At 58.0% G+C, this 21,693-nt stretch carries 16 protein-coding genes and 3 tRNA genes; 8 read left to right on the top strand and 11 right to left on the bottom strand.

Annotated elements, in window-relative coordinates:
• Positions 1-30 precede the first annotated feature (30 nt).
• The 8 genes from JHL21_RS01735 to JHL21_RS01700 form a co-directional block, all read right to left on the bottom strand.
• Positions 31-1,182 carry an extracellular solute-binding protein gene (locus JHL21_RS01735; protein ID WP_200211584.1) on the bottom strand — a complete coding sequence of 384 codons (1,152 nt, stop codon included), beginning with the start codon at positions 1,180-1,182 and terminating at the stop codon, positions 31-33.
• 374 nt (positions 1,183-1,556) lie between these two features.
• Positions 1,557-2,567, bottom strand: coding sequence for a substrate-binding domain-containing protein (locus JHL21_RS01730; protein WP_200211583.1), 1,011 nt, complete (start codon positions 2,565-2,567; stop codon positions 1,557-1,559).
• 96 nt (positions 2,568-2,663) lie between these two features.
• Positions 2,664-3,515: a sugar phosphate isomerase/epimerase gene (locus JHL21_RS01725; RefSeq protein ID WP_200211582.1), complete on the bottom strand. Its 852-nt coding sequence runs from the start codon at positions 3,513-3,515 to the stop codon at positions 2,664-2,666.
• 15 nt (positions 3,516-3,530) lie between these two features.
• Positions 3,531-4,931, bottom strand: coding sequence for a CehA/McbA family metallohydrolase (locus tag JHL21_RS01720; protein WP_200211580.1), 1,401 nt, complete (start codon positions 4,929-4,931; stop codon positions 3,531-3,533).
• A 1-nt stretch (position 4,932) separates the two neighbouring features.
• Positions 4,933-6,036, bottom strand: coding sequence for an ABC transporter ATP-binding protein (locus JHL21_RS01715; RefSeq protein WP_182393822.1), 1,104 nt, complete (start codon positions 6,034-6,036; stop codon positions 4,933-4,935).
• Between the two features lie 5 nt (positions 6,037-6,041).
• Positions 6,042-6,875 carry a carbohydrate ABC transporter permease gene (locus tag JHL21_RS01710; protein ID WP_200211573.1) on the bottom strand — a complete coding sequence of 278 codons (834 nt, stop codon included), beginning with the start codon at positions 6,873-6,875 and terminating at the stop codon, positions 6,042-6,044.
• An 11-nt stretch (positions 6,876-6,886) separates the two neighbouring features.
• On the bottom strand, positions 6,887-7,831 hold the full coding sequence (locus tag JHL21_RS01705; RefSeq protein WP_200211571.1) for a carbohydrate ABC transporter permease: 945 nt from the start codon (positions 7,829-7,831) through the stop codon (positions 6,887-6,889).
• Positions 7,832-8,002: 171 nt separating this feature from the next.
• On the bottom strand, positions 8,003-9,349 hold the full coding sequence (locus JHL21_RS01700; RefSeq protein ID WP_200211570.1) for an extracellular solute-binding protein: 1,347 nt from the start codon (positions 9,347-9,349) through the stop codon (positions 8,003-8,005).
• A gap of 289 nt (positions 9,350-9,638) precedes the next feature.
• Between JHL21_RS01700 and JHL21_RS01695 the strand changes: the two genes are divergently transcribed.
• The 8 genes from JHL21_RS01695 to JHL21_RS01660 all read left to right on the top strand — a co-directional run bounded on the left by JHL21_RS01695 (position 9,639) and on the right by JHL21_RS01660 (position 16,562).
• Positions 9,639-10,679, top strand: coding sequence for a LacI family DNA-binding transcriptional regulator (locus tag JHL21_RS01695; RefSeq protein ID WP_367948141.1), 1,041 nt, complete (start codon positions 9,639-9,641; stop codon positions 10,677-10,679).
• Positions 10,680-10,692: 13 nt separating this feature from the next.
• Complete coding sequence (locus JHL21_RS01690) at positions 10,693-12,633, top strand: DUF5054 domain-containing protein (RefSeq protein ID WP_200211568.1); 1,941 nt, start codon at positions 10,693-10,695, stop codon at positions 12,631-12,633.
• A gap of 86 nt (positions 12,634-12,719) precedes the next feature.
• Positions 12,720-13,601, top strand: coding sequence for an NAD(P)H-hydrate dehydratase (locus tag JHL21_RS01685; protein ID WP_254081896.1), 882 nt, complete (start codon positions 12,720-12,722; stop codon positions 13,599-13,601).
• A 99-nt stretch (positions 13,602-13,700) separates the two neighbouring features.
• Complete coding sequence (locus JHL21_RS01680) at positions 13,701-14,897, top strand: TCR/Tet family MFS transporter (RefSeq protein WP_200211567.1); 1,197 nt, start codon at positions 13,701-13,703, stop codon at positions 14,895-14,897.
• A gap of 462 nt (positions 14,898-15,359) precedes the next feature.
• Positions 15,360-15,635, top strand: coding sequence for an HU family DNA-binding protein (locus tag JHL21_RS01675; protein ID WP_169193720.1), 276 nt, complete (start codon positions 15,360-15,362; stop codon positions 15,633-15,635).
• 202 nt (positions 15,636-15,837) lie between these two features.
• Positions 15,838-15,913: transfer RNA gene (locus tag JHL21_RS01670), tRNA-Val, on the top strand.
• Positions 15,914-16,014: 101 nt separating this feature from the next.
• Positions 16,015-16,090 (top strand) — tRNA-Val (locus JHL21_RS01665).
• Positions 16,091-16,485: 395 nt separating this feature from the next.
• Positions 16,486-16,562: transfer RNA gene (locus JHL21_RS01660), tRNA-Asp, on the top strand.
• 39 nt (positions 16,563-16,601) lie between these two features.
• Here the strand turns inward: JHL21_RS01660 and JHL21_RS01655 are convergent.
• From JHL21_RS01655 to JHL21_RS01645, 3 genes are all read right to left on the bottom strand, one after another.
• Entirely contained in the window at positions 16,602-17,831 is a 1,230-nt protein-coding gene (locus JHL21_RS01655; RefSeq protein ID WP_200211564.1) for a hypothetical protein, read from the bottom strand.
• Between the two features lie 985 nt (positions 17,832-18,816).
• Positions 18,817-20,211: a DUF6035 family protein gene (locus tag JHL21_RS01650; RefSeq protein WP_200211562.1), complete on the bottom strand. Its 1,395-nt coding sequence runs from the start codon at positions 20,209-20,211 to the stop codon at positions 18,817-18,819.
• 34 nt (positions 20,212-20,245) lie between these two features.
• Positions 20,246-21,304 (bottom strand): AAA family ATPase, encoded by a 1,059-nt coding sequence (locus JHL21_RS01645; RefSeq protein WP_200211560.1) that lies wholly within the window; start codon positions 21,302-21,304, stop codon positions 20,246-20,248.
• Positions 21,305-21,693: the final 389 nt, after the last annotated feature.

Genomic DNA, 21,693 nt, shown 5'->3' with positions numbered 1-21,693 from the left:
GAGGGCGTGCTCCCCCTTCCACGACGTTGGTCACTGGGTGCGATCGACGTTTGGAGCGACGTTACGATACCAACCATCGTTGATCGCTGCTTCCCACGCGCCGCCCGGGAAGGTTGGGATTTGCTGCGGAATGATGTCAGCAAACTTTTCGCGCAGTTCTGGAGAGATATGGTCCCAGCTTACGCCCGGGAAGCCACCGAGCTCGGTCAGAATGGCGCTCTGGATTTCTTCGGAAAGCATGAAGTCCGCGAGCTTTAGCGCTGCATCACGGTTGGTACCAGTTTCAAGTACGACGGAGCGCGTGAAACCACCAACCAGGGCAAGGTCCTGTAGCTGCACGAGACCGGTTGTTTCTGGCAGAACGCCCTGATCGATTGCCTGCAGGATCTGATCCGACCAAACCGGGGTCATGGTCACAACGCCCTGTGCCAGAAGCTGGATCGACTGGGTGTTGCCCGAGGAATACGCGCCGTTGTCATAAAGGGACGGTGCGATGTCCGACAGAATAGCCCACGCATTGCCGAGCGCTTCATTGCCGAAAGTCTCGTCGTAATTATCGACGGTGAACTTGGATGGGTCGAGGCCGTTGGCTTGGTGAATGGCGCGACGGACGAAGTTGCCACCTGAGCCGCCCTTGTCAGGACGGTTGTAAACGAACTGGCCGGGGTTTGCCTTGATCCATGTGACTAGCTCATCCCAAGTTTTCGGGGCGTTGGCTGGGTCAAGCTTGGTGGTATCATAGGCCAAGAGCACTTGGCTGCCGCGATAAGGCAAGGAATAGTCGGACTGAATGCCGGCAGGATTGACCTTGTCGTAGTTCGACAGGCCAGCTTCCTTGATGTTTACGAAAATGCCAGCTTCGATTGCACCAGCTGGTAGCAGCGGGTCAGCCGCTTCAAAGAAGTCTGCCTGTGGATCAGTGTTGGTCGCCTTAGCGGCTACCGCGCGCTCACCAATGGCGATGATGCCTGCGCCGTCACCGGCGTCCACAAGGTTCAGCTTGAATTCTGGATGCGCCGCTTCAAATGCGGGCTTAACCGTGTTGGTCCAGAAGTCGAGAATATTGCTGTCCGAGCTGGTGTACCAATCAATGGTCCCTTCAGCGGCAAAGCTGACCTGTGGCAACATCGAAATGCCGGCCGCCAGACCCGCGACCGAAAGCATAAATGCACGACGTTTCATTCAAATCTCCCATCCCAAATGACTGTCGAAGTCATTGCGCAAAAACTGCCGATGTGCGGAGGCGGCGTCCGATCAATGTCGGTCAGTCGTCGAGATCGGCTCTCAACGACGCGCCTCATGGGCCTCCTCCCGTGTGAATTGCGGAAGGACGCCCACTCTTCGATGGTGGGTCTGTCCAAGAGCGCACTCTTCACACAGAACAGACAACACCTAATAGCCAATGCACACAAGTGCATATTTGCATACGAAGTGCGGATATGGATATTGGAGCTTCATAACGCTCATATGACAGTTATTTAGTGCACAGCTGTGCAATCGCTGGCGTCTTCAGCGTTTAAGAATTCTGGCGAGCTAAGGTATTGTTTTTAAAGAGCTTAGATTATGCCGGGGCGGACCGACTTCCGCCACACGGGAATAGGCTCGATCACGGTGCGTGCAGAGCTGCTTGGGGTCGCAGCGCCGAGCAATTCCACCACTTTGGTGCTCAACTCGTCCAGAGGCTGTGCAAAAGTGGTCAGCTGGTACGAATCCCAGCTCGATTGCTCAATGTTGTCGAAACCGACGACGCACAGATCGCGCGGAATATTGAGCCCGAACTCGCGCCGAGCAGCGTCCATGAACCCAAGCGCCAGCAAGTCGGTGACGCAGAATACGCCGTCCGGTGCGTTGGATCGACCGAACATGCGGCGGGCAGCGTCTTGCCCAGAGGCATAACTGGTTGGTCCGCCAGCAATGGCTGTGACAGCCAGTCCGGCGTCCTCTGCTGCCGCTATGAAAAAGCGTTCGCGTTCGACAAGGCTGGCCGTGCGGGCCGTCGAGGTAACTAGCCCCATCCGTTCGCAGCCTGCACGGCGGAGCAGGAACAGCGCCTCGCGCCCAGCAAAGGCGTTGTCGACGCCCAGATTGCTCGACCCGGACAGCCGCTCGTCGCGATTGATCAAGATGACCTGCTGGCCGTTGCTGAGGCAGGTTTCAATCAAGGACGATGGGGGCGTGCCCGACAACACCACCGTGGCGTCGGCGCGATAGTTAAGCGTCTGGTGTAGCGCCTTGGTCAGGCTTGCAGTGTCCGTCTCGGTGTTGATCACCATGGTGATCTTACCCGCCGCTTGGAGTTTTCGCGTCAGTTCATCAACCATCAGCGCGCGGATGGGCGTGGTCATATCGGCCACCACAAGGCAGACAATGTTGCTGTCCTCGCGCAATCCGCGGGCGAGATGGTTGACGTGGTAGCCGAGCGTTGCCGCTGCCTCGAGGACCTTCCGACGCGTTGGTTCGGATACGCTGGCGCCGTCGGTGAATGTGCGTGATACGGCTGATCGCGAGACCCCGGCGCGGTCGGCAACCATCTGAGCACTCACAAAGCTACGCTTTTTGCCGGACATCGCATCCACCCTATCGAGGGGGAGGATTTGGTCTAAGTCGCAGCGCCCCGTCAAGGGCCACTGATATGGTCGCGTGGCCGTTGCGGGGCATGGTCGTCACTTGATCTCGTTCATAAAGATCAGATTGCGCCGTGCCAGCTGCAGCGGTGTTTCTTTTGCGTCCGTGGCGACGTCCTGTTCCACGACGATCGGGCCGGTAAAGCCCCGCGTTTGCAGCAGGCGCATCACCGCCTGGATATCAACGGCTCCATCCGGCAAGGGGCACATGACCCCAGCGCCATAAGACGCCGCTATTGAGAGCTCGCCAGAAAGGACGCGCGCGCGCACTTTGGGGTCGACGTTCTTGAGGTGCATATAGGCGATGCGGTCGAAGCGGCGCTCCATATAGGCGAGGGCATCTTGGTCCCAGAAGGCGTGGTGGCCAGTATCAAAACAGAGGTCGATACTGGTCTCATTCAAGAGGCGATCAATCTGGGCTTCTTTTTCGACAGCAGTGCCGATGTGCGGATGGAAGCTGAGTTTTAGGCCATAGTCGCCCTCGACCAGCGCAATGGCGTCGCGCACCATGCCCACGAGCCCTTGCCATCCAGCCTCATCCAACACGCCTTCCTGACCCGCTGGATAAAAATTGCTCTCATCCATGATGACGAGATGAGCGGCCCCAAGGGTTTTGAGCAGGGGCGCCAGCTCACGCAAAGTCGCCATAAGTTGGGGAGCCGACTTGGCGTCGCCAAACGTATGAACATGGGTTGCGCCGATCAGTGTCAGATCGCGCTTGGCCAATTCTTCGCGCAAGACCTCGGCGTCCTTGGGCAGAAAGCCAAACGGGCCGAGTTCGGTGCCGCGATAGCCTGCTGCGGCCACTTCATCGAGATAGGTCGCCCAAGTGTATGAATTGCCCGTTGGATAGGCGATGCCCCAAGAGCAGGGCGCGTTGCCGATAAGCATGGATTGGGTCCGGAATTAGCGGGCGAGATAAATGGGGTTAGAGAGTGCGCGGCGAATGGGCTGGCTCTCAAGGTCGGTGCCCTTGAGTTGCCAAGGCAATTCCTTGCCATCGAGCGCCGCTTTGAAACTCTCGATCAGATCGGCGCGGCTCGCCTTGGCGATGATTTCGGCACGGATAAACATCTTGGGCGAGACAGACAACGTTGCGTTCCACGCGTCGCTCTCGATGGTGACGGAAGCGATTTCGCCGCTGGCGTCGATGAGCGAGAGCGTGTCGCCTGCCGCGCCGCGGATGGTCACCTCAATCTCCGAGATGGCATCGCACGTGCCGCCCATGACGCTGTCGCCAGCGCGAATTTCGAGATGCGGGCCTGTTGGGCTTTCGGTAACATATCCGTATCCGGACTTCATCGCCGCTAGAACCGCGTTTTCTGAGAGTTCCGGCAGGTAAAACACGGTCGTTGGGCGCGCCAAAACCAGCGGGCCTTCCGGCATCAATCGGTTCGGCTGGTGGAAATCCGAGCCGCCAATGGCCGAGAGTTTTAGCCCGGAGGCGAGGCGCTGCTGGTACTTTTCGAGAGCGACCCAATTCCACGCCAGCCAGGTGGATTGCCAAACTTCCTGACAGTCCGCTTCCGGAAAATCATAGTCCCAAGGGATTGTCGGCTTGTCGTGATTGATGGACAGCAGGCCGCCTTTGTCATGCACCAGCTTTGCCAGAACATGGGCGTCGCTTGGCTTGGTCATGCGGAAGTCGATCCACTCGTCGACGCCAAAAACATTGGCATGGCCGACGGCCGTGGTGATCTCCATGCCGCGTATGAACACCAAGTCTGGTGAGGACTGTGGGTGGAAATAGCGGCGCTGGGTAATGGTGTTGTGGTCGGCGATGGCGAGGAAATCGAGCCCCGCCTGCTTGGCCGCAGCATGCAGCAGTTCGGGCGCGCCGCGCGCATCAGAGTGAAATGTGTGGCAGTGCAGATCGCCGCGATACCAGCCAGCGCCTTGGCGCACCGGGAAACTACGAGCCGGTTGGGGGGCGTGCGGACGGGCGCTACTGTCGAGTGTGATCGTTACAGTCACATCAAGGCCAGCAAGCGGCACCTTATAGAGCCCGAGAACAACAGTCCAAGTGCCGGGTTGGATGGTGCCGTGAATATAGCCGGGCGTCGCATCGTCCGTGGCGATGAAATAGGTGTCACGCGCGCCACCGCTCCAGCCGCGAAACCCTGCGGCGGTGGGGTAGCCCGTGTCGCGTGGATCGAAAGCACCCAGATCAATAATGGCATCTTCCGCCTTAGCGTAAGCCAAAGTGACGTCGATGCGTGAGGTGGCTGCGGGCACCTCATAGGGGATGTAATAATACGGGTTCCGCTCTTGGTCGGCGCGGGTGATGTGGTGCGTGATCGTCAGCATCTTATTCCCCAACGGCCGGAATACGCTTGCCGCTGCTGTCGAACAAATGGGTGTGTTCCACGCCAAAGCTCAGGCTCACGGTGTCACTCAACTCGAGATGATCATCAATGAAAATGCGCGCAGTGATGCGCGCGCTATCGCCGCGATCCAAGGTCACAAGGCTTTCGGGGCCCATGTTCTCATTGGCAAAGAGCTTTGCCGTCACAGTGTTTTCGTCACCGGCCTTGGCGATGTGGAGATGCTCAGGGCGGATGCCGAGGGTAAGCTTGGGGCTGGTGCTGAGGGCACTGGCAATCGCGTCGGTCATTGGCAGATCGACGATTTTGAGATCGCTGGCCTTGAGGCGCAATTGACCATCGACCTGCGCGCCTTCGACTTCGACAAGGTTCATCGGCGGGTTGCCGACGAAGTTCGCGACAAAGGTGGTGGCTGGGCGACGATAGATTTCGATGGGCGAGGCGAACTGCACGATCTTGCCCGCATCCATCACAGCTATGCGTGAGGCCAGCGCCATCGCTTCGGCCTGATCGTGTGTCACGTAAACGGCGGTGATACCCATGTCGCGTTGCAGGTGGTTGAGGAAGCCACGCGCTTCAAGTCGCAGCTTGGCGTCGAGGTTGGAGAGCGGTTCGTCAAAGAGATAAACCTTGGCTGGATAGACGAGGGCGCGAGCAAGCGAAGTACGCTGCTGCTGGCCGCCTGAAATCTGGCTCGGGACGCGGTTCATCAAATGACCGATCTTGAGCACATCGGCCACTTCCTTGGCACGGGCATGGCGTTTTTCGACCGCTTCGCCGCGCACTTTGAGCGGGTAGGCGATGTTATCGGCCAGGTTCATATGCGGGTAGAGCGCATAGTCCTGAAACACCATGGCGATGTTGCGATCTTTCGGGTGGAGGTGGGTCACCTCTTTGCCGTCGATAAAGATCTGGCCGGAGGTAGGAGTTTCGAGACCTGCGATCATGCGCAGCGATGTGGTCTTGCCGCAGCCCGAGGGGCCCAAGAGACAGACGAACTCACCATCGGCAATGTCAAAGCTGACGTCTTCGACCGCGCTGAAGCTGCCAAAGCTCTTGAAGATGTTCTTGAATTGTACAGATGCCATGGGAGTTAAGCCTTGATGCCGCCGAAGAACCGGAAGCCGAACTTCCAGCTGACGAAGAGGTAGAGCGCGATAACGGGGAGCGAGTAGATCAGTGAATAGGCCGCCAACAGGGTCACGACCGGCGTGCCCGCTTCGGAGTAGAAGGAATAGATGGCCACAGACGCTGGCATGTTCTCGCTCGAACGCAGCAGAATGAAGGGGATGAGGAACGAGCCCCAGATGTTGACGAAGGCCCAGACGACCACAACCACAATGCCCGGGCGAATGACTGGCAAGGCCACGTCAAAGAAGGCCTGCACGGGCGACGCGCCCGCCACCATGGCGCTTTCCTCATAAGATTTTGGAATGCCATCGATGAAGTCGCGCAGGATGAACATGGCGGTGGGCAGCAAGCCACCAGCGAAGGTGAGGATCACGGCAAGATGGGTGTCCATCAGTCCAGCGGCTGAAACGATCAGGAAGATCGGCACCATGGCTGCGGTGCCCGATACGACTGACGAAAACAGCAGCAGGATATAAGTCACAGCGCCCTTGCCGGGGATCGAGGATCGCGACAGCGCATAGGCAGCAAGCGTTGCCGCGCAACCGACGAGGATCACGCCACCGACAGCCTGAATAAAGCTGTTCCAGAGCGCTTGCATGGCAAAGCCATTGCCAAAGACTGTGAAGAAGTTCGAGAGCGTCCAGGGATCTGGAATTTCGAGACCCAGTTCAGCCCTCGCGTTGAAGGGCGAGAAGATGAACCAGACCAGCGGCAGAGCAAAGACAATGCCGATGATCGTGGCGAGGCCCGAGAAGGCGATACGGCTCAGAAGGGCGTGAAACGGAAGGTTTTTCATGGTGGCTTTCCTCACGTCTTCGGCGTCTTTTTCTTGCCGATGCTGAGATAGATCAGCGCGAAGGCAAGGTTGATGAGCATCATGATCACGCCAACGGCCGCGCCCTTGCCGAACTGGAAGTCTTGGAAGGCAACGCGGTAATTGTAGATGGAGACAAGTTCAGTCTTGTAGCTCGGCCCGCCATTGGTCAGCAGGAACGGCGTGAACACGTTGAACGTCCACATGGTGATCAGGATCAAATCGGTGATGATGTGACCCTTGATCAGCGGGAGGCCGATGTCCCGGAATTTCTGGAATGAACTTGCACCCGCAACGTCAGCAGCTTGGAAATAGCTGGGCGGGATAGAGGCAAAGGCCGAGTTGAACAGCATCATCGAGAATGCTGCGCCGCGCCACGTATTGAAGATGACGATGACCCAGAATGGCTGCTGTAACAGGAAGTCGCCCTTGGGCAGGCCAAGGCTCGTGAGGATCATGTTCAGCGTGCCGTTGTCGTAGTCGAGAAAGGCAAACCAAGCAAAGCCGATGACAACCTCAGGCAGGATCCACGCGCCGATGACAAAGGTTTCGACCATGCGCTTGACTGCCGGAGGAACGGTCTGGATGAGCCAAGCCAGAATGAGACCGATCAGTGCTTGGCCGAGGAGGGCCGAGCAGAGAACAAATTGCGTGGTCAGGATCAGCGAGAAGCCGAACTGACCACGCTGGAAAAAGGACGCTGGATCGAACAGCGTCAAATAATTGGCGAGGCCAACAAACTCTGGACTGAGGGCGGTTTTGCCCAGCAGGGTCCGGTTGGTAAAGGAAACAAATATCACCCAAAAAAACGGGATGATGACGAAGACCGACACCAAAAGGCCCGCCGGGACGAGAAATGCCGCTCCGGTTCTATTGGAAAGTAGGGCGAAGTTTTTGCCCTTCGATTTAGGTGGTGATGCGCTGGCGTCGGTGGTCATTTAGGTCCTACTCAGGTGAGTGAGGCTAAGCAAAATACCTCGCGCGGACGGCAAGAAACGGCCGCCATCGATTGATCGAGGCACGGATAAAAACGCCTAGGGGCAAGGCGAGGAATGTGAAATGTGCTGGTGTGCCCGGCGTCGAGGAAAGACGCCGGGCACTAGGGAGTTCTAAAGCGTGGAGACGGTGTTCTCTTCGCCAACGATGGCGATGACTGCCGAGCGGTACTGAGCCATTGCATCTTCAGGCGACAGTTCACCCGAAACCACGGCTTCGGTCATGCGCTGAATTTCTTGGCTGACTGCGTTGTAGTGCGCATTGTTCGGACGCGCGGTGGTGATTGGCAGCAAGGCCTGGCTGGTTTCCGTCAAGAACGCATTGTCCGGGATCGCCACGTCATCACGCGAGCGAATGCCCGGTGAGAACCCTTGGAACGCTGTCATCTGTTCTTGGCTCATCATGAACGACAAGAACTGCCAAGCTTCCTTCGGGCTGTCCGTATTCGGGTTAATCACATAGCCCGTACCACCGGAGATCGAGACAGCATCCTGCCCGCGAATGCCCTTACCCGGTTCTTGAGCGGGCATCTTCTTCCAAGTCATGACATTGTCGCGGTCTTTGACTTCAAATTCCGCACCCGGCGCGGTGACGGAGCGATAGAACCAATCGCCTTCGACCAGCATGGCGGTCTTGCCATCGCGGAAATTGGCAAAGGTGCGGTTGCGTCCGTCTGCCAGAAGCTGCGCGCGCTGATCGCCTAGGCCGTCGTCGACATAGATTGTCTTGTAGAGGTTGAGCGTGTCGAGAATGGCTTGGGAGCCAACGATGAACTTGCCGTCGTCATTGGTGACGCCTTCGCCCGTGCCCAGCAGTGCCATCCAATAGCCCTGCATGGTGGTCGCTTCGCCCATGGCCACACCAGCGTTCAGCTGCAGTGGCGCTTCGACACCGGCTTCCTTGAGCTTCTTGGCAGCGTCGATCAGATCGGCCCAAGAGGTGGGGTTCCACGTCGCGGCGTCGATTCCGGCCTTGTCGAAAAGGTCTTTGCGGACAAAGACCATGCGCACGTCAGTCCCGAGGCCGACGCCATAGGTTTCCCCGCCATAGGAGAGAATGGAGCGAATGCCGGGAGAAATGTGGTCCCAGCCTTCCCAATTGGCGTAGTCATCGCCAATCAGTTCATCGAGAGATTTTAGGAGGCCGCCTTCAGCAAATGAGGGGATCAGGAAGCCGTCGAAGCCCGAGATGTCTGGGCCTGCGCCGGTTGAGAAGTCGAGAGCAAGCTGCTGGGTGAGCTGGGCGTCTTCGCCACCAAACTGGTTCAGCTTCACATTGATGCCCGGATTGGCAGCTGTGAAGCCAGGAATAACGCTCTCTTCGATCCACTGAGCGGTGGCGCTATTAACGCCGCCGATGACGCAGCGGCAGGTGATTTCTAGATCAACGGCGAATGCCGGCACTGCCATAGCGGTGGCAGAGACGAGGCCGAGCGCAAGTGCGCGTAGGCGATTGCTCATCGCAGATTCCTCCCATGTGTGGCTCCGGATTCTCCGGTAGCCGCTGTTGGCCCGCGCCTCCCTTGGCTTGCGGACGCCGTCAGATTGAACACGTTTTCACTGCTCGTCAATGGCAGGTATGGTAGTGTTAACTTTTGTGATGCCGGTACACTTGCGGAAAAGCCGTGTTTTCATTGCATTGTCCCGTCTTTGGGGTGTGGAGAACTTGTCCCTGCGATAGTCTGCATTGACAGCTCAGCTCGGGTTCTGTTCTTAAATGAACACGATTTCATCTTTGTGGAGTGTGTCTGTGAGTAGTGCGGGCGAGCCGGGACGGGGTAGGGCGACGGCCGAAATGGTCGCTGCGAAGGCTAACGTCTCGCGGGTGGCTGTTTCACGGGCGTTCAATCCTCACACCTCGTTGAAACCGGAAAAGCGCGAGCTCATCCTCCGGATCGCCAAAGAGCTGGACTACACCCCCGATCGCGCAGCGCGAGCGCTGGTGAGCGGCCGCTCGCACCTTGTTGGCGTGATCGTTCCAGACGTGTGCAGTCATTGGGAATCTCAAGAGATCGACGCTTTGACGACAGCGCTCCAGAACGAAGGTTTTGCCACGCTCCTGTTCAAGACCCGAACTGACTACTCCATGGATGAGCAGTTGCTCGCCTATATGCGCGGCTTCAACCCAGACTCGGTGATCGCCTTCGTCGAGAATGTGAAGCCGAAAACTCTCGTGCGCTTCCTCGGTCGTGCGGTGCCGATCTACGTCAACTATCCTTTTGAAAATGAAGACGATACGCCGGTTGCCGAGCCATTGTATGACCGCCTGAACGTCTTCCAGCACAATGGGATCGATCAAGCCGTAGCCCTGCTTCAGGGCTTTGGGGCGAAACGGGTTGCCTATCTTTCTGGGCTGAGCAAGTCTCGCGCCAATGTGTCTCGCGAACGGACCCTCCGGCGCGTCATGCGTGAGCGCGGACTGGGCGAGCCGCAGATTATTCCAGGCGATTTCACTTACGACACCGCTTATCGCTCGACCGTCGATTTGTTCCGCATCGGGCAGGGCGCTGATGCAATTTTTGCGGCCAATGACGTCGGCGCCTTTGGCGTTCTAGACGCTTTGCGCCACGAGTTAAACCTGCGCGTCCCGGAGGATGTGAAGGTCGTTGGCTTCGACGACATCGCCCAGTCACACTGGAAAAGCTTCAATCTGACAACGGTCAAATTCGACCTCGATGAGCGCGTGCGCTGCCTCGTTCGCCTAATTTTGCGGCGGCTCAATGCGCCGGACGCGCCAAGTTTAGAAGAAACATTAAACACCCGTCTCGTCGTGCGTGGCACGGTGGGCTGAGCTGGGCATTTTCATGACGCAAACATCTGAGCAGCAGATCCATCTGATCTTCAAGACCCATCTGGACATTGGCTTCACCGACCATGCCAAGCGCGTGCGCCAGCAGTATCATGAGCAATTTATCCCGCAGGCGATCGCAACCGGCGCCCATTTTTATGCCGAAGATCCAGCCAATCCAAAATTCATCTGGACCACTGGCGCTTGGCTGATCTGGGATCACCTCCAGACCCAAAGCGCAGAAAAAGTCGCACGGCTAGAAGACGCGATCAGGAAAGGCCTCATCGCTTGGCATGGCTTGCCATTTACCTCGCATACGGAGTTGATGAGCCCAAAAATGTTCCGCGCGGCATTGAGTTTTTCGCGTGAGCTCGACAAGCGGTTTGGCAAAACGACTATTGCCGCAAAAATGACGGACGTACCGGGTCACACGCTGGGCATGGTGCCACTCATGGCCGAAGCAGGGCTTCGCTTCCTCCATCTTGGGGTCAACACCGCCAGCCCAGTCCCTGACGTGCCGCCAATTTTCCGCTGGCGCGCTGAGGACGGCAGCGAGATTGTCGTCATGTATCAGAATTCCTATGGCGCCACGGACTTCCCAGCCGGTCCGGACTTGGGCCTCAGCTTTGCGCACACCAATGACAATATCGGGCCACAGAGCGTCGGGCAGACCGTCGAGGCCCTGCGCGAGCTTCATCATGCGAACCCGGGGGCGTTGATCAAAGCGTCGACCCTTGATGCGTTCGGCCAGGCCATGTGGGAGCGGCGCGAAGACTTCCCAATTATCGACAAAGAAATTGGCGACAGTTGGATTCATGGCGCGGCATCTGATCCGGTAAAATTAAGCCAGTACAAAGCGCTAGAGAGATTTTACGAGAATTTAGATCAGCCGACGGAGGAGCGCGAGACGTTCGCGCGTCGGCTTGCCATGGTGGCTGAACACACTTGGGGCGTGGATATCAAAACCTATCTGCGCGACGACCAGGCCTTTGATCAGGCCCAGTTCGAACACGCCCGCAAAATTGACTATCGCTTCCAATATGCCGAGCAATCTTGGCAGGAACAGCGCGACTATATGCACGATGCGCTCTCGGACTTGTCTGCCGAAGATCGCGCCGCAGCCTCGCAGGCGCTCGCCGAACTGGTTCCGATTGCACCGCGTGCGCCACGGGCCGGCAATCAAATCAGCGACGGCGGCTGGATGGCCGATCTTGATCCGTCGACGGGCGACATTGCTCGTCTAGTCTCGCCGGAAGGCGTTGAGATCGCGGGCAGCCATGGCGCGCTCTTCGGCTACCGCCACGAAACCTATGATTGGGCTGAACTACAAAGGCACCTCGATAGCTATCTTCAGCATCGACAGGAATGGGCCATTCTGGACCACGACAAGCCGGGCCTGCAGAACGCAAAAACTGCCCGCACCGCGTCATTCGCGCCCACTCATATCGGTGTCGATGCCAATGCGCAGGTCGCTATTGCTGCCATTTCGCGGGATGAGGCAGCGCATGTCGGCATTCCGGCGCGTCACGACATCGCCATTCGGCGCATATCGCATAAGTCTGTCGAGGTCTCACTAACACTGCGAGACAAGCCGGCCAATCGCATACCCGAAGCCGGATTTTTTGCGTTCACCCCTGCGGGCGCGGCGGCATGGTCACTGCGCAAAATGGCATCGTGGAAGGACAGTGCGCATATTGTTCGCGCCGGTGGCGGTCAATTGCAGGCCATTGAGGCGGCGCGCACCACGTTCGATCAGATCGAGCTGACAATTGAGCCCATTGATAGCGCACTGGTTTGCCCCGCCGGCAGCGACTTCATTCCCTTCCAGCCGGAAATTCCTGATTTCAGTCAGGGCCTTCGGTTCAATCTCTATAACAATAAATGGGGTACGAATTTCCCGATGTGGTGGGACGGAACGGTGCAGTTCCGCTTCGTGCTGACCCTCGGCGGGAAATGAACGGACAGGACCGCGTAAAACTGCGAAGCTGATAGGGTTTCGTGATCATCACGACGCACCGGACCCCATGATAGGGAAGAACGCACTTGGCACACTCTATGCCTTCCGCCGCTGCTGGTGTTCAGCCCGTTCAGAACGGTCCGGGGCTGTGGCAACTGCCGCAGCTTGATCCAGAGGGTCACAAGTTTACCCGTGGGCATGTCGTCGTCCTCAGCGGCAGTCCACTGCAGACTGGAGCCTCGCGCCTCTCAGCCTATGGTGCATTCCGCGCCGGGGCGGGCTTGGTCACATTGGTGGGCAGCGAAGCGGCACTGAGGGTGCACGCTGCCCATGTCACGGCAATTATGTTGCGCATCGCTGAAACTCCCGCAGACTTTGCCACGGTGCTCGCCGACGAGCGGATCAACGCCTTGGTGATTGGGCCGGCAGCTGGGGTAGGCGAGGGCACTCGGGAGCGGGTGTTGGCGGGCTTAAAATCCAAGGCCAATATCGTTCTGGATGCCGATGCGCTGACCGTTTTCGCATCAGACCCCGACACTCTGTTTGCAGCCATAAAGGCAAGACCGTCTGGGCAGGTCGTTATGACGCCGCATGAAGGAGAGTTTGCACGGCTGTTTGACGCCAACGATGCGTCCAAGGCCATGCGAGCCCATCAGGCGGCGCGCGACTCTGGAGCGGTTGTGGTGCTGAAAGGCGCAGACACAGTCATCGCCGAGCCCGATGGTAAAATCGTCGTCAACGACAACGCACCTGCGTGGTTGGGGACAGCGGGCTCAGGTGATGTTTTGGCTGGCATAATAGCGGGGCTGTTGGCGCAAGGCATGAACGGGTTCGATGCCGCCGCCGCGGGCGCATGGATTCACGGCGCTGCGGGAAGTGCCTTTGGCGGCACCGGCATGATCAGCGAAGATCTCCCGGGGCTCATCCCCAATGTGCTTCAGTCTCTGGCTGATAAAGTGAAGAGTTGAGGGCCGCAGAGCCGCTTGATCAGAAATTGTGAAGCGCATAGAAATCTGGCGCTGCATTAACTCCAGTTTGAGTGGTGACGCTAGAGCTGGAGCTTTCTGATGAACAAAGCGCTTCTCGTTATCTTGTTAACAGTCATGCTGGACGCCATTGGGATTGGGCTCATATTTCCCATTCTCCCAGCGCTGCTGCGTGAAGTTGGGCATACTTCTGATATCTCAACAATATTGGGCGTAATGCTGGCGCTTTACTCAGCGTGCCAGTTCTTGTTCTCACCGATTTTGGGCGTGCTGAGCGATCGATTTGGGCGCCGTCCGGTGCTGCTGATCTCGCTTGCTGGCGCGGCGATTGATTATGTGGTGATGGCCTTTGCACCAGAGTTGTGGTTGCTCGTGCTCGGTCGCGCCATCGCTGGGATCACCAGCGCAAACATGGCCGTGGCCACGGCCTATATCACCGACATTTCCACCGAAGAGGAGCGCGCCAAACGCTTTGGTCTGTTCCATGCTATGTTCGGCATCGGGTTTATCATCGGACCTGTGGTTGGCGGCATCCTAGGCGATATCTGGCTGCGCTCGCCGTTTTTGCTGGCAGCGCTGCTCAACACTGTCAATTTCGCGATGGCACTCTTCGTCCTGCCCGAGTCGCGCAAAGGCCAGCGTGATACGCGCTTTACCTTGGATACGCTCAATCCGTTCAAGCCATTGGCATGGGCCTTTGCTTTCAAGGCCTTGCTGCCCCTGATCGCCATCTATCTGATTATGAATCTGGTCGGCACGGTCTATGGCTCAACCTGGGCCATCTTCTCTGAAGACGTCTATGCGTTTAACGGCATGCTGATTGGTCTGTCCCTTGGGGCATTCGGGCTCTTCCACGCCTTGGCGCAGGCCTTCGTCACCGGTCCCGCAGTCGCCAAGCTCGGCGAGCGCTGGGCCTTGGTTGTCGGCATGGCGTTTGAAATTGGCGCGATGCTCACTCTCGCTTTTGCCACCCATGGAGCGGCCCTCTTTATTATGGCGCCGATCTTTGCACTGGGTGGCATTGGCATGCCCGCGCTACAGTCTCTGACAACCCGCCAAGTCAGCTCTGAACTCCAAGGACAGCTCCAGGGCGTGTTGGCGAGCGTGGTCAGCTTGGCGGCGGTCTTTGGGCCATTGCTGTTCAGCAATATCTATCATTCCATCCGTGGAACTTGGCCGGGCGGAATCTGGCTGGTTGCCATGGTGATCTATCTGGCAGCCTTGCCGCTGATGCTGACAATCAAGAGTAAGCCTATCGAGCGCCAAGACGGCAGTTGAGGCTTTGGAATAGGGCTCAAATCCAAGAATCATCGACCTCGTCTTGGCCTTGCTCCAATAGTGTTGCTGAGTCTGCGAAAACTGCCAAAATCCAAGGGACTCAATGGATTTTGTTTTCAAAAATTGCCCGTAAAATCGAGGCTGCTTTTGACTGCGTGGCTGGCAATCGTCGCTCGGATGGACTGCGTTCCAAGCATCCTATCTCCTTGGTAATTCTGCGAATTCATTTGGCGCGCGTAAGCCGAGCAAAACTGATGTCGGCGTGGAAATGGGACCATATTCCCCCGGAAACCGGGCTTTTCGGGGTTATGGGGCTTGCGAGAGCCATATTTCCGGTCCATTAACTGCTACTACCGTCGGGGCACTGATCGGCCGGATAGTCTGGATTTGCGAGTGATCGCGACTAGCTATCAGGCATCAAGAGCCGCTTGTGGCGGCGAGCATTCACTGTGAGGAAACGCTATGAACAAAAACGATCTGGTTGGCGTTGTCGCCGACAAGGCAACGATCACCAAGGCACAGGCCGCCGAAGCGGTTGACGCAGTGTTCGAAGCTATCACCGAAGCCCTGAAGGCCGGCGACGAAGTTCGTCTGGTTGGTTTCGGCACCTTTGCCGTTTCGCAGCGTAAGGCTTCGACCGGCCGTAACCCTGCAACGGGTGCTGAAATTCAGATTCCGGCCTCGAACCAGGCCAAGTTCAAGCCCGGTAAGGGCCTGAAGGACGCGATCAACGCTTGATTGCGACTTCGCCTCTCGGCATTTGGCCCCGCGCTTCACAGCCGGGGCCTTTTTGTTATGTGGAGAACTTTTTCGGGTGTTGACCTGAAACCCGTGTCCGCATATTCAGTGGCTCGTCGCTGAAGAACAACGGTTCTGCAAGCGGCGCCAGTGCTCTGACCACCAAGTCAGCGTTAGAAAAAGCACTCCGTGATAATGGCACGGGCGATTAGCTCAGTTGGTAGAGCGTCTCGTTTACACCGAGAATGTCGGCGGTTCGAGTCCGTCATCGCCCACCATTGCCGCTCACCAGCGGCGAAGAAGAGTGGTCTTCTTTACTTGGTGCCAGTGCTCTGACCACCAAGTCAGCGTTAGAAAAAGCACTCCGTGATAATGGCACGGGCGATTAGCTCAGTTGGTAGAGCGTCTCGTTTACACCGAGAATGTCGGCGGTTCGAGTCCGTCATCGCCCACCATTCACTTCTCCTGAACGACAAATCAAAACCGCCTCGGCGGTTTTTTGCTTTTTGGGATTCTGCCAACTCGCTTCCAGATTCTTGCCTCCGTCATTCTCGTCGCAGCGGGCAGGGCGGTGATCTGATTCACGTTCAGCGATTCCGATGCTGCATAGAAAATGTCTGGCGTCTCCACCGGACGGCGCCATTTTTGTTTCCTGCCGTGCGCTGCCATCGAGAAGGCCTCGGCCAAGCCCTTCACGGCGCCCAAAAGTGCCAGCCAAGTGCCCACGATATGCCCATCGGCGCCACAGATGTTGAAAAGCTTTGAGAATTTTCTAGAGGCCGCTTTACAGGGGCAAATCACGCCCCTATACAGAGCCCACGTTGCGCGGAACTGATGTTCCCCAAGCGCTGCGGGAGTAGCTCAGTTGGTTAGAGCGCCGGCCTGTCACGCCGGAGGTCGCGGGTTCGAGCCCCGTCTCTCGCGCCATCCTTTCCTAGGGTTTGCGCGTTTTACTCCCTTTCAGTTTCAACTTTTGGTCCCATAGAGTTTCAACTTTTTGAACTCGTTGTGTTCCTCGCTCAAAAGTTTTCGTCCCTTCTTGCGAGCCTCATCGGCTGCTCGAATCGCTGCTGAGTTGACTGGCATGTACGTTTTCTGCAGCTTTCGGTTCTGATCGATGGAGTTGCCCATCTTTGCAGCCAAAAACTCCACAGATGCGCCCCCTGCATTGGCTTCAACGGCACCAGTGCGACGCATGTCCATCAGCCTCCTAGTCTCCATTTCGCCAAAAAGCTCAAGGCGGACTTCTGCGAAATCGCTCACCAGCTTGTCTTTGGTATACGGTACGGGAAGGCGCGGTCTCCCGCCTTTGTCACCAAGTGCAAAGCCCTTTGTGCGGAAAATCGGAGCATCATCGTGCAGCACAAAGTTCTGTGAATTCAGATAGGCATGTACTAAGCGTTGCGCGCGAGGGGACAAGATCCCCAGCGCAGGTTCCTCGGTTTTACCGCGAGCAATCAAGAATGCCATATCGTTGCCACTGGTAACGGCCTGAGCTGGCTTGAGTTGCCGGCAATCGACGGGGGAGAATTGCGTGTCCCAAGCAACCGCTATTATGCATGCAAGGCCAGTCCTGCCGGTGCGGATGGCATGCTTTACCAGACGAACCACTTCTCCTTCGCGCCACGTTTGAGTGCGCCCGGCTACACCGGTCTTTCGTATAGCTTTCGAGGGGTCTCCGGGAGGGGCGAGTTTAAGGCTAACCAGAACGGTATACAGAGCGCGCCAATACTTCAGCGCGCGACCGGCTTCGCCGACGCCTTTCTTTGCAATGAGATGGTTATACCAGCGATCTAGGAGTTCAAAGGTGACCGTGGAAGGGGCCGTAGTGCCAAAAGCAGGCTCTATGTATACCCAGCTTCTTTCCCAGTCCTCCCGTGTCCTGATTTCCTTTTTTGCCCACTCTTGAGTGCGACGAAATCGGGCGAAACCATCACCCACGCTTCCGGGTGGATAAAACTTCCCTATGGGAGCGGATTCTAGGCCACGGCGGGCCCTCTGATATCGCTCTTCCCATTCCCGAGCTATCTTCCACGCTTCGGGGCCGTCTAGACCGCATCTGACATTTTGAAATCCAAGCTTTTTCATCGCCGGCGTAGGAAGCCAGTACCCGTATTTTCCTTTCCTGATGACGTAATGCTTGAGCTTGATGTCAGCCAATTTGCGCGAGCCTTTGCTCGAAGCCATCGGCTGCATCTATTGCGCTCGATGCCTGCTGGGACAGCCCAGACCTGCGGTCAAGCCAAGCTTCGATTGCCTTCAGGTCGAAATTGCCGGTTACTGGGTCAGGCGGGGGAAAGCCGCTTTGGCGCAACTCGGGCTCAAGCTGAAGAAAAGCACTGACCGTTAGGCCGATACGCCGTGCCGCAACATGTGTAGGCACGCAGCGTGGAATAACGTGAAAGCGCATTTCAGTATTGATGGCGCGAAGCCATCCCTCCACGACTAACGCGATATTCGAGAGGGAAGCGAGCTCCGTAGACGCAGGAAAAGCTTCCAGAACTCGCGGTTCCGGTAGTTTTTCGGAAATAAGATGTTGTGGTTGTGGACATCCCGCGCAGCCATTCTTTTGCGTTCTGCAAGAACTCTTGTGCATAAAAGGTTGTAGAAACATCGGGAAATTGGCTTTCTGACATAATTTTAGACTTGAGATTCTCGCCCTTGTGGATTTTTCACAAATTGAAGCCAAGTTTTTGTTATAACATGGACTTTTTCTGCTCGTTGGATTGGAAAAAGTATTTCCTTACCGTTTGTCGCTCAGAAGTACGGCCAGCTCTTCCAGTTTCAAATGCCCGCATGGATGGACCCGTCCAGCTAGTGCTTGGACGGGATAGGGGGGCTGCGATCGCTATGCTGCGCATGCATTGGAAACTGGAGCCTTGAACTGGCCTTGACCCCAGATCAGGCCGCTCATCGCCTTCGGCGTAGACCAGCTCCGATGGAGCTGGTTGGGGGAAAGGGTAGGCGGCCTGCTCTGGCGTCAACCTCTGTGCTCGAATGCCTTTTTCTCACGGAAGCGCGGCGCCCCCTTTTTCTTTCTTCTCGTTTCTTTCTTATTGTCCCGGAGAAGGCCGCCCTTGGCGGCCTCTTTGGCGTCTGGTTACCCCGACCAGAGGGAGTGGAGTAATCTGGCGCCAGCAGCCCGCGACATCGGAATGTCCCGGGCTGCTTCTCTTCTCTTTTAGTGAGAGTTGCGGCGGGTGATCGAGGGGCCGAACTTTGGCGCCTTGACCAGCAGCTTGAAGGCGATCCAGGGAAACAGCACCGACAGCATCTGTGCATGGTTGCGGATGACGGGCGTTGTGGGCTCTGCGGTGGCGAGCAACGCGTTGAGCTGGTCGCGGTGATCGGGGGCAAGCGCGGCCTGAACCGGAGGCGACATCTTGCACACGGTTTCCACCAGCGGCGCCCAGTCCTTGGCGTTGCGAATGGTCAGCACGGCTGCGGTTGCCTGATGCATGGCGGCGAGGGCAACGGGGCGTGCCGTTGGTTCGGCGCAGGATGCATAGGCTTCCGCCGCAAACAACCAAGCCAGAACCGCACCAACGCCCTGAGCGATCGCGGTGTCGATATCGCGGCCCTTGATCTGACGCGCGATCGTCGTCCATTCCGGCCGCATCCATTCGAGCGGCTTGCCCTCGGCAAGAGCCGCGCGCATGGACGCCCGCTGACGGCCAAAATGCTGGCCGACCTGGCTGGCCAAAGACCGGCGATAGCGCTTTTGACCGTTCGCCTTGCGCGCTGCCGGATCCATGAGGATGGTCTCCTGGTCGACCACGTCGCGTTCCCAGACGTTGTGCAGCGGAAGGGGCGGGGCGAGCCTGGGCATGATGCTCAGTTCCCACAGCTGAATCCTGCTCTGCTCAACGCAGGCGGCGGCGACGTCGGCGTCGAGGGCAAAGATGCGGCCGCCCATGCCGAGATAAATGTCGCGGAAGGCCAACTGGTTCAGGCGGTCGAGATTGTCAGTATCCGTCACCCAGATGTGTCGGATTTTGTTGGCCGCGTAAAAGACGCCCCGCTCCAGAATGGTGGAGAGGGACGCGGCCGCCAGTTGCACGTCGACTGCCACAGCCTGGCCGTGGAGCACGAAGCTCACGTCGGGCTGGCGCCAGGAGCCGTCGAGCGCCCTGATCTGGCGCTCGATCTCAATGTCCGTGACGTTGGGATCCTGCGACAAACAGAACGCCAGCATGTGCTTGAGGTTGGAGTGGTCAGTGCCTTCGCCCAACCCGGCGAACTTGACTGCACCGATATCGCTCAGATTTGCGGCGGTGCGCCTCCGGCAGGGCGGGGCATCCGCGTTAGCATGATGCTTGAAGTGTGCGGCCCTGCCGTCACGGGGGGTATCCGCGGATGCCGGGTTCTGAGCCACGAAAAGTGGCTCGTTGCAGTCGGGGCACCGAAAGCGCGGGTGACCGGCGACATAAGCTGTGCGCACATCGGCACGGAGTTCACTCAGACCAACCTCCGTAAGAAGGTCAAGGATGTTTCGCGCCAGACGGACCTGCTGGCCTGAGGGCATTGTGGTGTCGGTGACGGTTTCTATGGCGCGAAGTTGGATGGTCTTGTTCATGGTCTGCGTCCTATTTTTGGGTTTTTTCAAGAAATCAGTTGAGAAGAGGGCGGGCCGCTGCCGCATCGGCGCGATCCAGGGCTTTGTGGAGTTTGCGCAGCGAGGTGAGGCGACCCGTGCGAACGGCACGGACCAGCGGCGCGACAAGCTCGTCAGGCAGACCGCGGCGCTGCACTTCGCGCCGGGCGATTTCGGCAATCTCGTCGACGTCCGGCGCATTGACGCGAATGACGGTGCAGCGATCGCGCACCGGCTTGGCGATGCGATTGAGGTCGTTGCAGAGCAGGATCCAGTTGATGAAGCTGAGATCCACCCTGGATTGCAGGAAGTGGTCGACGTGCGCAGCGGCGGTGTCGCGCTGCAAAAGCGGCAGCATGATCTCGGTGGCCTCGGACCGGGCGTGCGCTGAGAGGTTCTGCAGCTTGTCGAACTCGTCGAAGATGATGACTGGATTGGCCACCTGCTCGTGCGCCAGGAACTGCACGACCTCGGAAGGCCGAGCATGGCTCCAGACGCTGTCTGCACTGACGATCGGCGTACCGGTGGTCATGGCGGTGGCGTCGAGGTAGAGCGAGGGCAGGCCGCTGGCCGCTGCCAGGCACATCGCCATGGTGGTCTTGCCACACCCAGGTGGTGCCTCGATCAGGATGGGCTTGAACTGGAAGTGAGGAGCGCCCCGGCGCACCATGGATAGAGCACTCTGCCGGATCGCCTCGAGCGGCCGGGCAAAATTTGGAGCCGCCTCAAAGACGGTTGCGACCAGCTCGTCGATGGCGTGAGCCTTTGCCGGGCCCTTGAGGGCCAGAGGTTCACTCAGCGCACGGGCGATCTCGATGGCGCGAAAATGGGAGGCACGATCGCTGCGCTTTCCGCCGTATGCGGACGGGGCCGGCTCGGGACTGAGGCGAACAAACGCCGTTTTAGATCCCCAAACCATGCGGGGACGTCCCACTGCGGTGCGGTGGAGCATGTCGAGTTCGGCGTCAATAAGCAGGCGCTCCACAGGATTGGGGCGATCGCCAAGATCAGCAGGATCGTCAAACTCATGAGATGGCGTTGCCGGTGGCAGCGCATTTTTTGCAGATTTGGACATTTTCGACAGACTCCAGCTCAAGCCGGTCCGCGGATGCGGACGGCGGGCATGCAGAGTTTTTGAAAAAATCACACGGCCGGGCTCACGCGAGCGGAGGGCCCGCGAGGTTTAGCTGCATGATCGGCGTAACTGGGGGCTAGCGCGGCGAGCGCACCAAGGTGGTGCTGCGAGACGCAAGCCAGCTGTTACCGTCTTCGAAATTGTCAGGGAAAGAGTTGCAGCGAATCCAATCGCGGCGATAGATGAGCATAGCCATTCGGCCACTCCTGTTTCTGGCAGGTCGGTCGTCTGGTCAGGCCGCTGGAGTTGTTAGCGCAACTCTGGCGGCTGCCTTGATAACAACCGGGAATCCGGGCGGAGTCCTGAAAGCAGGATGAATCAGGTGATCG

The sequence above is a fragment of the Devosia sp. WQ 349K1 genome, assembly GCF_016595685.1.
In the GTDB taxonomy this organism is placed as follows: Bacteria; Pseudomonadota; Alphaproteobacteria; order Rhizobiales; family Devosiaceae; genus Devosia.
Note: the sequence above shows the minus strand (reverse complement) of the source record. Positions and strands in the feature narration are given on the sequence as shown.

What these genes read in the sequence shown, in the direction of transcription:
- JHL21_RS01705 (WP_200211571.1), bottom strand. Translation starts at nt 7,831, where the DNA reads ATGACCACCGACGCCAGCGCATCACCACCTAAATCGAAGGGCAAAAAC.
- JHL21_RS01655 (WP_200211564.1), bottom strand. Translation starts at nt 17,831, where the DNA reads ATGCAGCCGATGGCTTCGAGCAAAGGCTCGCGCAAATTGGCTGACATC.
- JHL21_RS01730 (WP_200211583.1), bottom strand. Translation starts at nt 2,567, where the DNA reads ATGTCCGGCAAAAAGCGTAGCTTTGTGAGTGCTCAGATGGTTGCCGAC.
- JHL21_RS01690 (WP_200211568.1), top strand. Translation starts at nt 10,693, where the DNA reads ATGACGCAAACATCTGAGCAGCAGATCCATCTGATCTTCAAGACCCAT.
- JHL21_RS01700 (WP_200211570.1), bottom strand. Translation starts at nt 9,349, where the DNA reads ATGAGCAATCGCCTACGCGCACTTGCGCTCGGCCTCGTCTCTGCCACC.
- JHL21_RS01720 (WP_200211580.1), bottom strand. Translation starts at nt 4,931, where the DNA reads ATGCTGACGATCACGCACCACATCACCCGCGCCGACCAAGAGCGGAAC.
- JHL21_RS01710 (WP_200211573.1), bottom strand. Translation starts at nt 6,875, where the DNA reads ATGAAAAACCTTCCGTTTCACGCCCTTCTGAGCCGTATCGCCTTCTCG.
- JHL21_RS01680 (WP_200211567.1), top strand. Translation starts at nt 13,701, where the DNA reads ATGAACAAAGCGCTTCTCGTTATCTTGTTAACAGTCATGCTGGACGCC.
- JHL21_RS01650 (WP_200211562.1), bottom strand. Translation starts at nt 20,211, where the DNA reads ATGAACAAGACCATCCAACTTCGCGCCATAGAAACCGTCACCGACACC.
- JHL21_RS01645 (WP_200211560.1), bottom strand. Translation starts at nt 21,304, where the DNA reads ATGTCCAAATCTGCAAAAAATGCGCTGCCACCGGCAACGCCATCTCAT.
- JHL21_RS01735 (WP_200211584.1), bottom strand. Translation starts at nt 1,182, where the DNA reads ATGAAACGTCGTGCATTTATGCTTTCGGTCGCGGGTCTGGCGGCCGGC.
- JHL21_RS01715 (WP_182393822.1), bottom strand. Translation starts at nt 6,036, where the DNA reads ATGGCATCTGTACAATTCAAGAACATCTTCAAGAGCTTTGGCAGCTTC.
- JHL21_RS01725 (WP_200211582.1), bottom strand. Translation starts at nt 3,515, where the DNA reads ATGCTTATCGGCAACGCGCCCTGCTCTTGGGGCATCGCCTATCCAACG.
- JHL21_RS01675 (WP_169193720.1), top strand. Translation starts at nt 15,360, where the DNA reads ATGAACAAAAACGATCTGGTTGGCGTTGTCGCCGACAAGGCAACGATC.